The 14,487-nt window shown below is 70.1% G+C and carries 13 protein-coding genes; 4 read left to right on the top strand and 9 right to left on the bottom strand.

Annotated features, from left to right (window positions below):
* Positions 1-244: 244 nt before the first annotated feature.
* Entirely contained in the window at positions 245-1,888 is a 1,644-nt protein-coding gene (locus IPN47_20730) for a hypothetical protein (GenBank protein MBK9410423.1), read from the bottom strand.
* 156 nt (positions 1,889-2,044) lie between these two features.
* Here IPN47_20730 and IPN47_20725 point away from each other — a divergent pair, with 156 nt between their 5' ends.
* Positions 2,045-2,218, top strand: coding sequence for a hypothetical protein (locus IPN47_20725; protein ID MBK9410422.1), 174 nt, complete (start codon positions 2,045-2,047; stop codon positions 2,216-2,218).
* On the opposite strand, the gene IPN47_20720 is transcribed toward IPN47_20725, so the two are convergent.
* Positions 2,208-2,486, bottom strand: coding sequence for an oxidative damage protection protein (locus IPN47_20720; GenBank protein ID MBK9410421.1), 279 nt, complete (start codon positions 2,484-2,486; stop codon positions 2,208-2,210). The genes IPN47_20725 and IPN47_20720 overlap by 11 nt on opposite strands.
* Positions 2,487-2,814: 328 nt before the next feature.
* Here IPN47_20720 and IPN47_20715 point away from each other — a divergent pair, with 328 nt between their 5' ends.
* Positions 2,815-3,735 carry an MBL fold metallo-hydrolase gene (locus IPN47_20715; GenBank protein ID MBK9410420.1) on the top strand — a complete coding sequence of 307 codons (921 nt, stop codon included), beginning with the start codon at positions 2,815-2,817 and terminating at the stop codon, positions 3,733-3,735.
* Positions 3,736-3,975: 240 nt separating this feature from the next.
* On the top strand, positions 3,976-4,431 hold the full coding sequence (locus tag IPN47_20710) for a hypothetical protein (GenBank protein MBK9410419.1): 456 nt from the start codon (positions 3,976-3,978) through the stop codon (positions 4,429-4,431).
* A gap of 91 nt (positions 4,432-4,522) precedes the next feature.
* Here IPN47_20710 and IPN47_20705 read toward each other — a convergent pair whose 3' ends face one another.
* From IPN47_20705 to IPN47_20685, 5 genes are all read right to left on the bottom strand, one after another.
* The gene (locus tag IPN47_20705; protein MBK9410418.1) at positions 4,523-6,031 is read right to left on the bottom strand and encodes a hypothetical protein; all 1,509 of its coding nucleotides are present in this window, start codon (positions 6,029-6,031) and stop codon (positions 4,523-4,525) included.
* A gap of 171 nt (positions 6,032-6,202) precedes the next feature.
* Positions 6,203-6,844, bottom strand: coding sequence for a hypothetical protein (locus IPN47_20700; protein ID MBK9410417.1), 642 nt, complete (start codon positions 6,842-6,844; stop codon positions 6,203-6,205).
* Between the two features lie 15 nt (positions 6,845-6,859).
* Positions 6,860-7,585, bottom strand: coding sequence for a hypothetical protein (locus IPN47_20695; protein MBK9410416.1), 726 nt, complete (start codon positions 7,583-7,585; stop codon positions 6,860-6,862).
* A 31-nt stretch (positions 7,586-7,616) separates the two neighbouring features.
* Positions 7,617-8,189: a hypothetical protein gene (locus tag IPN47_20690; GenBank protein MBK9410415.1), complete on the bottom strand. Its 573-nt coding sequence runs from the start codon at positions 8,187-8,189 to the stop codon at positions 7,617-7,619.
* A 554-nt stretch (positions 8,190-8,743) separates the two neighbouring features.
* The gene (locus IPN47_20685; protein MBK9410414.1) at positions 8,744-9,187 is read right to left on the bottom strand and encodes a sulfurtransferase; all 444 of its coding nucleotides are present in this window, start codon (positions 9,185-9,187) and stop codon (positions 8,744-8,746) included.
* Between the two features lie 255 nt (positions 9,188-9,442).
* Between IPN47_20685 and IPN47_20680 the strand changes: the two genes are divergently transcribed.
* On the top strand, positions 9,443-11,626 hold the full coding sequence (locus tag IPN47_20680; GenBank protein MBK9410413.1) for a hypothetical protein: 2,184 nt from the start codon (positions 9,443-9,445) through the stop codon (positions 11,624-11,626).
* A gap of 91 nt (positions 11,627-11,717) precedes the next feature.
* On the opposite strand, the gene IPN47_20675 is transcribed toward IPN47_20680, so the two are convergent.
* The gene (locus IPN47_20675) at positions 11,718-13,823 is read right to left on the bottom strand and encodes a M20/M25/M40 family metallo-hydrolase (protein MBK9410412.1); all 2,106 of its coding nucleotides are present in this window, start codon (positions 13,821-13,823) and stop codon (positions 11,718-11,720) included.
* Between the two features lie 43 nt (positions 13,824-13,866).
* On the bottom strand, positions 13,867-14,487 hold the full coding sequence (locus tag IPN47_20670) for a Smr/MutS family protein (GenBank protein ID MBK9410411.1): 621 nt from the start codon (positions 14,485-14,487) through the stop codon (positions 13,867-13,869).

Raw genomic sequence — 14,487 nt, 5'->3', positions numbered from 1 at the left:
TCGCGCGCATCAACTCGCGCGATCATCGCGCATCACATCGCGCCATTGCGCGCCATTGCGCCATTGCGCGCCATCGCCATTGGATACACGCGGGCAGTACACATGTCACGCGCGCGATCTGAACGTGGGAGCAATGCGAAGACCATGCAAACGCGAGGCGTAGGCGACGATACGCGACGCATCGCGACAGTTCGCCAACACCGCACCACCTCGATCAACGCCTCACGTGAGGCCGCGACGCACGTTACGGCCTGACACGACGCTCGCCGGCGCCAAACGGCAGCAAGGGCGGAATCGAGATCGGCAGTCGCGCGGTGATCGGTTGCGTCCCGAGGAGTGCACGCGCGGCCGCGCGCTGCGAGGCCGGACTCCCGCCCCACGCAATCGCATACGTCCCGACCGTCGGCACCTGCATCAAGAGGTACGGCGTGCCGTAGGACACGACGATCACCTTGGCCCGGCGCTTCTGCAGTGCCTCGACGAATTCGACGAAGGCGCGCGGAGCAGTCGCCGTCGCCGTCTCCGAGGTGATGTTCACGTACGAACCGACCACCACGACATCCGCTTTCGCCGCCTCGGCGAGCAAGGGCGCGTAATTCGGCGCCGCGTCATCGGCGTTCACGAACGCGGTACTCAGCGAGCGCACGCCACCGCGAAGTTGGGCATTGAATGCGACGCCGGCGCCAAGATCCGAGCGCCGCGCATACGACACCGACAGGACGCGCGGCCGGCGTCCGTCTCGCGCGAATGGGACGAGCGACGACGAGTCCCTCGCCAGCACGAAGGCACGCGAGGCAATCGTATTCGCGACGGCGATGTTCGCATCGCTCCCCACGACGCTGCGCACGCGTTCGACATCCACAACGCGCGTCGTGTGCAGGTCGAAGCGATGCTTGAGCGCGAGGACGCGACGCGCGGAGGCGTCGATGCGGCTCTCGTCGTAGCGTCCCTCGGTGATCCCGGCGAGAACGGCGTCGATCGTTCCCGGGATGTCGGCCGGCATGAGCAGGATGTCATTGCCCGCGGCGATGGCGCGTTTCGCGGCCTCGTCGGCACCAAACCGTTGCACCACGCCGGCCATGTCCATCGCGTCGGAGATCAGGAGGCCGTCGAAGCGCAGTTGGTCGCGCAGCAGCGACGTCATCACCGCCGGCGACAGGGTGGCCGGCACCTGGGCCGAGTCGAGCGCCGGCAGGAAGCCGTGAAACGTCATGATGCCGCCGATTCCCGCACCGATCACCGCCTTGAACGGCACCAGTTCGACGGAATCGAGTCGCGCGCGCGTGGCGGTGACCGTGGCGAGGGCGAGGTGCGAGTTGGTCTCGGTGTCACCATGCCCGGGAAAGTGCTTCCCGGTGGCCAGCATCCCATGGTCCTGAATGCCGCGCGTCACGGCGATCCCGAGGCGCGCGGTGAGCGCCGGGTCCTCGGAGAACGAGCGCGCCCCGATGACCGGGTTGGCCGGGTTGTTGTTGACGTCGAGCACCGGGCCGTACGCGATGTGGACGCCTAACGCCCGCGATTCCTCCGCGGTGATGCGTCCGTACTCGTAGGCGAGGGTGGTGTCGCCAATGGCCCCGAGCGCCATCTGCCACGGAAAGCTCGTCGCCCCCCCGAGGTCGATGGCATTCGGAAGGAAGTAGCCGCCGCGGAATCGGAAGCCGGCGCCGGTCTCGAGATCGGCACTCGCGAGGAGCGGGAGCGCACTCAGGCGCTGCAGCGCGTTGAGCTTTACCGCCACGTCGGTCGGTGACCCGACCGAAATGATGATGCCGCCGACATGCTGCTCGGTCACCAGCTTCGCCACGCGCGTCCACTCCGCGCTCGACGTCGCGACGTAGTCGCCGAGGATCCATGGCCAGACCAGTTGCGCGACCTTGTCACGCACCGGCAGGGTGAGCAGGACTGAATCGGCCCAGGCCAGATCGCTCTGCTCGGCCGCCGGGCGCTGCGGCGGGGAGAGCTCGGCGAGTCCCGATGGCGCGGCGGTGGGGGGCGGCGCCCCCTGAGCGGGGGGACGGTCGCGGGGGGACGGTCAGGGACCGTGGCGCTGACTGGCGCCGGCGCGGCGACTGGCGCCGGCGTGGCCACTGGCGCCGGCGCGGCGACTGGCGCCGGCGTGGCCACTGGCGCAGGGGTCGGCGCGGGGGAAAGCCCGCCGCCGCACGCCGTCAGCAGCAAGGCGCCAGCGACGACGTGGCGCCCGCTCACCACGTGATCGTGCCCTTCTTGGTCGTGTCGACGTCCTCGCCATCCCCGGCCTTGAAGAGGAAGGCCTGCATGTTCTTGGTGAGGAAGCTGCGGGCCTGCGGGTCCATCACGTTGAGCCCGTAGTGATTGATCAGCATCGTCTGCTGCTTGAGCCAATCACCCCAGCAAGCCTGGCAGACCTCGGCCACGATGCGGGTGCCGATGGCGCCGGGAAAGGGCGCGCGTTCGAAGCCGGCGCGGGTCTGGCCACAGCGGGAGCAGGAGATGTCGGGCATGGCAACCTCGGTGGGGATCGCGTCACCCACGACGGCGCGGCGCGGGCGCGCGGCTCCGGAAGGGGAGATCCGCCGGTGGGACCGCGGAATGTAAGGAGCGACGGGACCCCCGCCAACCAACGCAGGAGCGGTCGCGGGTTCGTGCCTCGTGCGGGGCGGGAGTTGAGGCGGCGCCAGCACGGTGCGAGGATTCAGCGACGGCGCGGCGCGTGCGCCGGCGAGACGTCCCCCTGTCCATCCCCGCCACCGCTTCATGTCGCTTCCCAGGCATCACCGCCCCGGCGGCGGATTTCGCAATCCGTGGCCCGGGGGCGACGGGGCGCGAAGCATGCGCGACCTGTTGCGCTGGATGGTGTGGGAGCGACTGACGCGCCCACGCCCGCGCGATCCGTCGCCGGAGGTCTTCCCGCGCGCACTCCCCGCGCACCCGGCGCGCGTCGTGTCACCGCAGGTGGCGGTGACCTGGGTCGGGCACGCGAGCTTCCTCGTGCAGCTGGATGGGGTGAACCTCCTCACCGATCCGATGTGGAGCGATCGGGCATCGCCCCTCCCTATCCTCGGCCCACGGCGCTGGGTGCCCCCCGGGGTACCGTTCGAGGCGCTCCCGCCCATCGATGCGGTCCTCATCTCGCACAATCACTACGATCACCTCGACGACCGCACCGTGCGTCGCCTGGCGCGTCGCTATCCCGACGCCGCCTGGTTCGTCCCGTTAGGCGTGGCCCGGTTCCTCGGCGCGCGCGGGGCGGCGCGCGTGCATGAGATGGACTGGTGGGACGAGGCATCGTTAGGCGCCATGCGCATCGCCTGCGCGCCGGCGCGCCACTTCAGCGCCAGGGGCATTCGCGACCGGGGCGCCACGCTCTGGTGCTCGTGGAGCATCCTCGGCCCATCGCGACGCGTGTACTTCGGCGGGGATTCGGCCTATCACCCGGAGTTCACGCGCATCGGCGAACGCCACGGCCCCTTCGACGTGGCCCTGCTGCCCATCGGGGCGTACGACCCCCGATGGTTCATGCAGGACGTCCACATGAACGCGGAGGAAGGGGTGCAGGCCTACCTCGACCTCTGCGCACCACACGAGAGCGCGAATCGCACGGCGATGGTCCCCATGCACTGGGGGACCTTCAAGCTGACCGACGAACCGATGGACGAACCGCCACGGCGTGCGCGCGCCGCCTGGGCGGCGGCAGCGCTGCTCGAGCGCGCGTACTGGCATCTCGCGCACGGAGAAACGCGCCGCGCCTGAGCGGGGTTGCCGGCGGTCTCATCGCTCGACGTGACGGCTGTCACGAGTCAAGTTCCTCCCCCATCGGAGCCGAGACTCGGGACCATGGACAGACACTCGTCGTGGAGCGGAACACCGGGCGCCGGGGGCCCTGGTCACGGGGGAGGCGGTCGCGCTCGTCGCGTCCCGCCTCGCGTGAGGCCGCGCGGTCGAGGAGCGCCGCGCGCCGCGCAGTGGGAAGGGGGACGCCGGTGGTGGCTCGTGGCGTTGGGGACACTCGCCCTCGCCCTCATCCTGCCGCGCCTTGCCTGGGGGCAGGGGCTGCGCTCGAATTCGGCGAGCATTTCCCTCACGGTCACTGCGCCGGCACACCTGCGCGCTGGCACCGCGGCCGTTCGCCGCAGCGACTCGGTGGTTGATGCGTCGATCCAGATCCCGGGCGCGCCGTTCGACGTCGACCGCATCGAGGTCAGGCTGGAGCACGCGCCCGCGCCGGGCGCCGCACTCTATGTCCGTGCGTCCGACGGGTCGCTCGATCCGCTCGGAGCGGAGTGGGGGCGCGTCGCGCCCGGGAACACGATGCGCGTCCGCGCGCTGGCCCCCGGTGGAGGTACGCTGCCGGGCGGGACATGGCGCGTACGATTCCGGCTCGTGCCGCGCGACGTAGCTCTCGCGGAAGTGGACCTGCCCGGCGAGATCGTCATCCCGCCGCGTTAGGCGCTCCGTGGCGCCCCACCCCGTCGCGTGTACCGCCGCTCGCGAGTGATCGCCCGCGGGGATCGCCCGCGGTGACGTACCGGGCGGCGCATCACGGCCGCGACGTGACGCGGCGAACGACGATGGTGAGGGCGCTGGCTCGCTCGTCGCGCGTCGGTGTCGCCATGCGTGGAGCCTGGACCACCTCGAACTTCCCAGCCACGAGGAAGTCATCGAGGACGACGCGCACCGGGAGCGCTTTGGTCACTGGGCGCCGGTGAAAGAAGCGGCCGCGCGAGTCGGTGTAGAGCACCTCGGATCCGATCTCCACCGCCGCCCCCTCGACGGGCGCACCGGCCTCGTCGACCACACGTCCCGTGATGACGAAGCGGTCCACGCGCCCGCCCGCGTTGCCGGCGAGCGGCCCAGCGAGATTGGTGAGGCCCCGATAAAAGAACGTGCTCCCTTGCGCCGAGTAGTGCACCTTGCCATCCGGCGTCACGAAGCTGCCTAACGTGAGTGCGTAGCTGCCGACCTGCACCCGGGCGTTGAGGCCGATCGACTGGACGAACGGGTTCGTCGTGAGGTAGGGCGAGTGGGCCACCTGGTAGTCGAGCGACACCGAGGTGAGGCCCGTATTGACCGTGCCGCCGAAGCTCACCGAGGTTCGCCCACGCTCCCGCGTGATGACCTGCAGGAGCGACAGCTTGGGGGTGATGCTCTCGCGAAGGAGGAGCACCGGCGTCGTGATGCGCGAGGGCTCCGGCTCGAGGACGCGCAGGAGGTAGAATTCGCCCTGCATCCGGGGGCTGAGATCTCGGCGGGCACTGAGCGATGAACTGAGGTTGCGCATCCCGCCCGCGCGCGAGAAGTACCACCCCGATGACACCGTCGTGCCGAACAGCGTGGCGTTGGCCGAGACCTGGTTCAGCTCCGCCCGCTGCGGCAGGCCGCGAAAGGCGGAGTCCTGTCGAAAGTGCTGGCGTCCGGCCGAGAGCGTGAGGGCGGGGAGCGCGCGCCACGTCAGGAGGATGTTCTCGCGTTCCAGCTCGCTCTGGAGCGGCATCGGGGCCGAGGCGCGCCGGAAGCCGTTGCCCATGGCCGCGTAGACCGCCCTGACGTCGAGGCGCGACGTGCGCGCGTCGAGTGAGGCGGCGGCATAGGGCGCGTCACTGCCGATGCCCGCGGTCGCACCGGTCGTCACGCCTAACGCTGGTACCCAGCGGACCGATCCGAGGACCGTCTGCCGATTGGTGGCCACGGCGTGCCCCATGACCGACAGGTTGCGGCGCACGTCGTACTGCGCGCGCACATAGGCCATGGCCCGGGACGGCGTGTTGGAGGCGAAGTACGGCGCCGCGACCGCATTCGCGCTGGCGCCGCCAAAGGCCTGGAGGGTGGTGCGCCCGCGGCGGCGCTGCAGCGACGCCCCCTGTGCGAGGATCGCGCTCCCGCCGCCGAAGACGTCGGTCTCGAGGTGAAAGGGGAGGGCATCGTTGCCGAGTCGCAGCGTGTCGCGCCCGGCGAGGAGGCGACGGGCCGACCACCCGAGGCGGATCCCGTCGAGGTACCCGATCCCCAGCGACCCTTCGTACCCGTTGCCCCAGACGCTGGAGCACACCGCCGTATCCCTCGAAGAGCGACGACCCGCCCCCCTGCAGCTGGAAGACCTGCGCCGCCGCAGGGCGCGTCGCCAACGCGAGGCCCAGGGCCAGGCCCAGCACGCGCACCGGCACGCGGCCCGGCATCACGAGGAGGGCGCGAGGGTGACGACGCGGGGTCGGCGGCATCGTTAGTACGCCAGCGCGCGCAGCGTGAGCGTGCCGCGATACGTCCCGGACGGCAGGTTGGGAAGGCCGCGAAGGTCCAGCTGCAACTCGAGGTCGTCCGTCCGCTGGCCCACGCCGTTGAACGGCGCGATGACCAGCTGGCGGAACAGGTGCAACGTCGCCCCAGGCGTTCCGACACCGCCGACCGGCGCGCCGGTGAACGACGTGAACGCGGTGGGCCGACCGCTCGACATGCGCGCCTGGACGCGGCTCGACGGGATGTCCGAGCCCGGGGCGCTGAGCGCCGCCGTGGGCGAGGAGAAGTAGCCCACGAGGTCGACGGCCGTGATCAGCGTGGCCAGGTCCCACTGGGTGGTGATGCTGACCGGCGTGGGGAAGCGATTGATGGTGTTGTCCACCAGGGCGGTGAGGATCTGCGTTGCCCCGGTGTTGATGCGCAGGCTCAGGGTGTTCGCCATCGCGCTCGGCCCACCGGCGGGCGCGTTGGCCGAACTCTGCCAGATCCCGACCGGTGAGAGCGTGGGCGGCGTGGTGGCGATGGTGCTCACCTGCGCGTGCAGCGGGCCCGCCGCCAGGACGCTCAGCACGGCCATCCCCCATCGGCGCGGGCGCCACCGCCGGCTCACGAACGGCACGCGCGTCATGCCGCCGTCTCGCGCCTAACGCGAAGCGCCCGCGCGGCGCTCCTCGACCGTGAAGTGCGCAAAGCGAAGCACGACGCGGTCCGGGTGCTCGGCGCCATCCCACGGCACCTCGACCCGGCGCTTGCTCTGCGGGAACAGGGGGAAGCCACCGAAGGGCGTGGCCCGCTTGCCATCGACGCTCAGCTCGGACCCGAGCACCCGTCCCAGCGAAGGGCTCGTGTTCTCCAGCTCGAGCACGGCCTTGTGGCCGGCGCTGTCGAAGTCGAAACCGCGCACCGCGACTGCTTCCTTGCGGAGCGGATCCTTTTGGAGCAGATAGACGACATGCGGCAGTTCGAGGCGAACGTTGAGTCCGCTCGTCGTGCGCGCCCCGGTCATGGCCGAGAGGACCATGAACCAGGCGGGGAGTCGCCTGGCCTTGGCTTCGTACGAAACGGTGTACGTGCCTAACGGCGGGATCTTGAACGACATCGCCGAGAGGCGCACCTCCACGTTGCTCGAGTCGAACGGGAGGTCGGAGAGCGTGCCCTGCTCGTCCACGCGGAACCCGCGGGGTTCGAGCACGACCGTGAGGGGGAAGAGCGTCTCGTTCACGAGCTCGAACTTCCCCCGCCCCTGCACCGCATACTCGACGACCGCCGGGCGCACGGTCTGTGCACCTGACGGGGCGGCCACGGCCCCCGCAACGAGCACGGCGAGCGCGGCGCGGCGGAGGGTGACGAGAGGCAGGGATCGCCGCATGGTCGGTCGACGGGGAAGGAAGCGCCGCTGGCTACTGCGTGATGGCGCGCAGGTTCAACGTCCCCGCGTACGTCCCGGCCGTGACGCTCTGGCCCGTGAGGTCGATCTGCAGGTAGAGGTCATCGGTGCGCGACGACTTCTTGTTCGTGCCGGTGATGGCCTGGGAGAAGAGCGACAGCGTACCACCCGCGACACCGACCGAGCTCGCCCCGCCGCTCACCACAGCGCCGGTGAAGGGATTGAAGGCGCCGCTCGTCCCAAGTCGCCCCTTCACGAGCGAGGACGCGATGTAGTCGGTGCCGTTGGCCAGCGCCTGCGTCGGATTGCTGAAGTAGCCCACGAGCGTGACGCTCGACGCGGACGGATTGATGTCCCACGTCGTGGTGATGTTGACCGGCGAGGCGAAGGTGTTGACCACATTGTCGGCCAGGCTGGCCATGGTCTGCGTACCGCCGGAATTGATGGCGATCGACAGCGCCGCCTGCTTGGTCGCGTTGATCGTGACCGTGGCGGTGTTGGAGAGAAGCCCGGACTGCGCCTGCGCGACGCCGGCGGTGGCGGCCAGGAGCAGGGCGGCGCGGCGAATGCTGCGGAACGAGAGCATGCGAACTACCTCGGCATGAAGTGGAAAACGGGGCGTGCGAATCCGCGTGAGTCGGAAGGAGTGGGGCAGCGTGTTGCCAACCCGGACCTTGCGTGTATCCGCCGATTCGACGAGCAGAACGAGACGCCCGTCACCACTTTGAACACCGTAAAGATTGTTGACAGTCTGCAGCTTGATGCGAACCGAGTGTGGCAAAGTGCCACGCAGCAGATCGTTCGGCCGGAGAAGGGCACGGCGCCGAGCCATCAGCGTCAATAATCGCGACAGTTCGCCGATGCATCTCGATGTGAGGACCCTAACCTGCTGCAATACAGACGCTTCAGTGCGCCGCAGGTCATGCCGATACTCGCCCGCCCGCCCGCCCTCCGGCGAGGGAGGTTGGCCGCCACCCAACGGGTCGCGCGTTTTGCGGCGATCCGCCTGCGCGCCCGGCGTGAGAGCCGTGGTCGGCCCGCGCCGACCGCGTGACGGACAAGGAGGGGAGGAGGCACGCCCCGCGTGCCGCGCGCCCAGAGGGGCGACCCGGAACGCCGAGCCGACCGGTGCCCCCTGACTCAGTACTGCGGGATGGCCGGGTCGACCTCGCGCGAGTAGCGATCGATTCCTCCCGACAGGTTCCAGAGCCGCGTGAAGCCCTGGTCGGCCAGGTACCTGGCAGCGGCAAGCGAGCGAACGCCGTGATGACAGTAGACCACGATCTCGTCCTCGCGCTCGAGCGACCCAATCGCCTGGGCAAACTCGCCAAGCGGAATGTGGCGCGCGCCGTCGAGGCGCGCCGTCTCCCATTCCCACGGTTCGCGAACGTCGACGATTGTGATCCTTTCGCCATCGGCAAGCCGCGAGGCGAGGACCGCCGGGTGCAACGGGCGTACCCCGGTCCATCCCGTGGTGGATGGCGCGGACGAATCCCCCGCACCGTCGGCGGAGGCGCCCGAAGAGATTGGTGACTTCTCTGCGCCCGGCGTGTTCTGGCCGGACGGATTGATTGGATCGCGCATCGCGGGTTGCAAACGGAAGGAGAGAAGTTCCTCGTAAAGCGTTACGTTACATGCTCTTGTCACACTTGCCCCCGTGGCCCGCCCCTCACGATCGGGGCACACCGACTCCCACGCTCTCACACTCGATGGGGATTCCCGCCCGCTCCTGCTGGCGAGCTGGGCAGAATATACCGGGCGACTTGTCTGGACAGGCTCTGCATTTTCTCATTGCTTTCAGCAATCGCTGAGCTCGTCTAGCAGCTCCCTCCCGCCTCGATGTCGCCCCGCCCCACGGCCGACAGCCCGACGCGACCGTACGAGGTCGCGATCGTCGGCAACGACGCCGTCCTCGCTGCGCTCCCCGCGCGTCCCCTGCAACTGGCCCACGCGATTCTCGCGTGTGGGTACGACTTGGTCGTGCCCGTCAGCTGGGGTGAGGAGGCGTTGGCGGAACATGCCTTGCGAGTGATCGCGGCGCGCGGGAGCGTTCCGGCGATCTATTGCGCCTGTCCGTCGCTCCGCGCGCGCCTGCTTTCCGCGGGTAGTGAACTGGCGCCGTACATGATCTCGCTCGTGGCACCGTCCGTCGCCACGGCGCGCTATCTGCGCGCACTGCAGCCGGACGTCGCGCTGCGCATCACGATGATCGGCGGCTGCCCCGGCGCGCGTGATCTGTCGATCGACACCCGGGTCTCGGCGCAGGACTTTCTTCGCCTCCTCGTGAACCGCGGGATCTCGCTCGCCAGGCAGCCCGCGGTGTTCGACTCGGTTATTCCTCCCGATCGTCGCCGGTTCTTCTCGTTGCCCGGCGGTTGTCCGGCGCCCAAGGCCCTGGAGACGCGCGCCCCCGAGCGGCGCCTCGTGACGATCACCGACGAGGAGTTCTCGACCGAACTCGCCGAGCACCTGCTCAGTCGCGAGAACATCCTCATCGATCTGTCATCGCGTCTCGGCTGCACCTGCTGCGGCGGCGCGGCGACCGGCGAGCACTGGGGGCCGTCGGGGCAGGACGAGATCCTGCAGTACGAACCGCCACGCGCCCCCACGCCGATTCTCGATCTCGACGTCGAGGTGCCGCTCGACATGGCCCCCCTCGAGCCGCCACCGCCGGCGATGAGGTCAGAACGCGCGAACGAACGTGCGAGCGAGGGCACCAGCGAGCGCACCAGCGAGCGCACGATCGAGCGCGAAGGACGCATCGAGTCGATTCGGCTTCCCGGCGCGTCCCCCATCGCCGAGGCGCGCCAACGCGCCGAACGTCGACGGATCGCGGTCACTCCGCCAGCCGCAATGGCGCAGACATCGGCCCTGGCAGAGGGGCAGGCTCCGCCGATCGCAGCAGCGCCCGCGGTCACTCGAGGGCACGCGTCGACGCCAATGCCGGCGCCACTGCCAATGCCGCGAGGCGTAGGCGCCGGCCTGGCGGACCTCGGGGAAGGACCAGTCCTGCGGGCCGCCGTGCCACCGACCGCGGCGACCGCCGCCGTCCTGCGTGGTGACGCCCCGGTGCTCCGTCCGACACAACCGGAGCCAGACATCGCGCGAGGCGAGCGCCCAAGTGCCGGCGGTAGCAGGACGGAAGTGCCGATCGTGGCCGGGACCGTTTCCATGCCGGTTGCCGCACCGGTTGCCGCGCTCATCGCCTCCATGGCCGACGCGTTACCACCCGACGCGCCAGCGACCGACGCGCCAGCTGACATTCCCGTAGCTGCGGAAGCGTCGGCGGTACCAGAGCCCGAAGACGCAGCGGCTCGCTCTCGGCGCAGCGCGCCGCACTGGTTCCATCTCTCACGCTCCGGGCAGCATCCACGGGCGACCGTCGGAGAAGGGAAGGTGCTGCCGCGCGCCTACATTCGGCACACGCCAGTTGGAGGCCGGCTTGGAGACGAGCGCACGCCGATGCCCGATCTGGAGGTGGAACGCGCGCTGGACGTAGTGGTCGAGCCGATTCCCACTCTTCCCGCACGCGCGTCGACCGAACTCGCCGTAGCCGTGGAACCCTCGCGCTTACCCCTCGACGTGGACCCCATCGGCGTCGTGGGGGTCGGGCCGGTCCTCGTTGCGATCGCCGACGCGCCAACGGATTTTCCCGCTGAAGAAACGAGCGTCGCCCCACCGGTCGCAACGATCGCGGGCGGCACACCCGGCCATGGAGCACCCGCGGTCGAGACCGATGTGGCAGAAGCGCCCACAGCGGGGCTGACCGCGATGCCGCCTCACGCAGCGGCGCCCCCACAGCGCGATGCCCCACAGCGCGACGACCCGCACCGGGAGGTGCTCGCGCGCGTGCGCCTGCAGGCGCAACGCCCCAGCCGAGTGCTGGCACGCGAGGTCCCCGCGCGCCGCGAACCGCGCCTCATGGGCTCGTTGACGTTCTTCATCGCGGCGACGCTTGTGGTCGTGCTGCTCCTCGTCGCACTAGCCGTCGTCTTTCGGCGAGCGCCCACAGCTCCCTGGTAAACAACGCGGGGCGAGCCTACTGGCTCGCCCCGGGCAGGTGCGGAGGCCCTCCGCCACCACGTCGCCACGGCGTGTGGCCGTGAAGATCCTGCTACTTCCCCGTCGCGCCCTCCAGTGCGGCCCGCGCTTCGTCCAGCTTGCGGCTGGCGGCACCGAAGCGGGCGGCGAGGTCCGCCATCTCGGTACGCGCCAGTGCCTGGTCTCGTCGGCGGAGCGCCTCGTTCACCGACGGAAAGACGATCGTCGCGTAGCCGTTGTCCTCATCGGCGGCATAGATGAGGTTCCGAAACCACGGGCGCGACCGCAGCCCCTCTGGACGCGTGAGCGCGCGCTCCACGCCAAGGAGTGCGCCGTTGGCCGAGCGAAGGGCCGCGGGGGCCGGCGTCCCGGCGAGCGCGGCATCGCGCGCCTTCGCGAAGGCCCGTGCCGACGTTTCCATCTGGGCGACGGCCGCGGCGAGCGACGCGACGTCCACGCCTCCGCCGGCAGCCGCAATGGCCCGATCGAGTGCCGGCAGGTAGCGGCGCATGGTGCGCGCATACTCCACGTAGTCGTACGGGAGCACGTCGGCGTTGGCGAGTCGCAGGAGCATCGCTGCGCCCACGCGCGCGGCCATCGCATGGTAGGTGAAGCCCGGATCGCCGAAGCGGCTCATCCATGCGAAGGAGTCGAACATCGAGTGATACACACCGCCGCCGCCACCAAAACCCCAGTCTGCGTGGGGAATGCCCAGGTGGTTGTAGAAGCCGGCGAAATCCGAGCCGCCCCCCGGATCGCCCATGGGCGGTTCGAGTGTGTCGCTCGCGAGGTTGGCGGCGGTGCGCCAGCGTGCATAGACGCTGCCACCACGAGGATCGTCGATCTGGCGCGCCACATCGCGCAGCATGCTGCGCATGCTTGGGGATCCCCCTCCACCGAACGCACTCCCCTGCGCGGACACGTCCTGGTTGAGGTAGGCGACCGCACCACGCATCAGGCGCAGCGAATCGTCCTCCACGTACTCCGTGGAACCGATCAGCCCCCACTCCTCGGCGTCCCACGTGGCGAAGACGATGGTGCGCCGCGGGTGTTGGCCGCGCTGCACCTGTTCCTGCACCGCACGCGCGGCCTCGAGGATACTCACGGTTCCGCTCACATTGTCGGCGGCCCCAGGCCCCCACGAGTCGCGGTGCCCACCGATGATCACCATTTCGTCGGGCAGCTCGCGACCGCGGATGATCCCGTACGTGTTCCAGATGGTCTTGAGGGGGCGCGTGGCGGTGTCGGTCGTGATGGCGATGCGCGCCCTCACGGGTCCCGGCCCCACGTGATAGCGGAACGGCAGCCCGCCCTGCCATGCGGCGGGGATCGACGTCCCGCGCAGGTCCTTGAGCAGGAGCGCCGCGTTGCCGTATCCGATCGGGACGACCGGGATGTGCGGCACGTTGGCCTCGGCAGGTGCAATGCGCCGGGCGCCGGCCACGCTAGCCCATCCGGGCGTGGTGGGATCGCCGTTGCCGTTGGCCACGCCGCCGCGCTGGATCCCTTGCGGCGGGCGCATGGGGCCCTCGGGATAGACATCGCCGCGCGCATAGCCGTCGTCCTGCGGGTCGGAGTAGATGACCAGCGCCAGGGCGCCGTTCTTTTCCGCCTCGCGCGCCTTGATCCCGCGAAACGAGCGCCCGTAGCGGGCGACGGCGATCTTCCCGCGCACCGAGACCCCCATCGCCTCGAGCTGCGCGTAGTCCTCGATGAGCCCATAGTTCACGAAGACGACCTCGCCCGTGACGTCGCCGCTGCCGGCGTACCCGTTGATGGGCGGCACCTCCCCGAGGGTGCCTAACGTCGTGTCGCCGGCGATCGGTCCTTCACGCAGGTCGAGCTCCTGCGCCGCCCCGTCGACACGCCAGGCGCGCACGCTGGTGGGGTGCGGCATCCAGATGTCGTAGGCGCGAACTTCCGTCTCGAGTCCGAGTCGTTTCATCTGCTCGATCACGTAGTCGCGCGTGCGTGCCTGCGCCGGTGTCCCGGCGACATGCGGCTCGGACGACAGCGCGCGCGAGTGGGTCGCGGCGCGCTCGGGGGCCGGCACGGCGACCGCGGCTCGCTCGAGTTGCCGCTGGCGGTCGCCATTGGCACGCGTGAAGCCAGTGACGCCCTGCGCCCCCAGCGGGGCTGCGAGCAGCGCGAGCGCGACGAAGAGACGACGGATGGTCATGTGGGGTGGGTCGGGGAGGGGTGGCAGGCGCGCACCGGCGGGATCAACTGTCCGCTTCTTCGTACTCGTGCAGGGCGCGCGTGACGGCGGCACGGAGCGCGGCTTCGTCGAGCGGCCCGCCGATCGCGCGGGCGAGGAGCGAGAACTCGCGTTCCATCTCGGACTGGACGAACCGAGCCTCAGGCGCCGGGATTCCTAACGAGTGCAATGACAGCATCGCGAGCTGCCGCAGGGCATCGAGCGTCTCGGCACTCAACCCGGCCAGCGACTGCGGATTGGGGGGCGTGGGGTGGCGCTGCCGCCCCTCGTGTCCGTCGCGCGTGCGCGGCGGCGCCTCGAAGAGCGCGCGCAGCGGCGCCAGTCGCACGGCGAACGAGCCGGGGGTGTGCTCACGAATCTCGGCGACCACGCCGGCACGCCGCAGGCGATTGAGGAGCGTGCGCACCTCTTCGCGCACCACCGCGATCTGCCCGACGCTGCCGTTGCCGCGCCCGGTGATGATCAGCACCTCATCGGCCACCTCCACCTGCTTGGCTCGCAGCCATCCGTCGGCGCGGCGCACGGCCTCGGCACCCGTCAACAGCGCGTCGCGCACGTTGAGGATGCGCGTGGTCCCGAAGCGTGCCTCGTCGAAGGCCTGCTGGACGGCGGGGCGACGTCGCAC

The sequence above is a fragment of the Gemmatimonadota bacterium genome (genome assembly GCA_016719105.1).
Taxonomy (GTDB): domain Bacteria; phylum Gemmatimonadota; class Gemmatimonadetes; order Gemmatimonadales; family Gemmatimonadaceae; genus SCN-70-22.
Note: the sequence above shows the minus strand (reverse complement) of the source record. Positions and strands in the feature narration are given on the sequence as shown.

Excerpts from the sequence above, each read along its gene's own strand:
- IPN47_20720 (MBK9410421.1), bottom strand. The coding sequence starts at position 2,486 with ATGCCCGACATCTCCTGCTCCCGCTGTGGCCAGACCCGCGCCGGCTTC.
- IPN47_20715 (MBK9410420.1), top strand. The coding sequence starts at position 2,815 with ATGCGCGACCTGTTGCGCTGGATGGTGTGGGAGCGACTGACGCGCCCA.
- IPN47_20700 (MBK9410417.1), bottom strand. The coding sequence starts at position 6,844 with ATGACGCGCGTGCCGTTCGTGAGCCGGCGGTGGCGCCCGCGCCGATGG.
- IPN47_20695 (MBK9410416.1), bottom strand. The coding sequence starts at position 7,585 with ATGCGGCGATCCCTGCCTCTCGTCACCCTCCGCCGCGCCGCGCTCGCC.
- IPN47_20690 (MBK9410415.1), bottom strand. The coding sequence starts at position 8,189 with ATGCTCTCGTTCCGCAGCATTCGCCGCGCCGCCCTGCTCCTGGCCGCC.
- IPN47_20685 (MBK9410414.1), bottom strand. The coding sequence starts at position 9,187 with ATGCGCGATCCAATCAATCCGTCCGGCCAGAACACGCCGGGCGCAGAG.
- IPN47_20680 (MBK9410413.1), top strand. The coding sequence starts at position 9,443 with ATGTCGCCCCGCCCCACGGCCGACAGCCCGACGCGACCGTACGAGGTC.
- IPN47_20675 (MBK9410412.1), bottom strand. The coding sequence starts at position 13,823 with ATGACCATCCGTCGTCTCTTCGTCGCGCTCGCGCTGCTCGCAGCCCCG.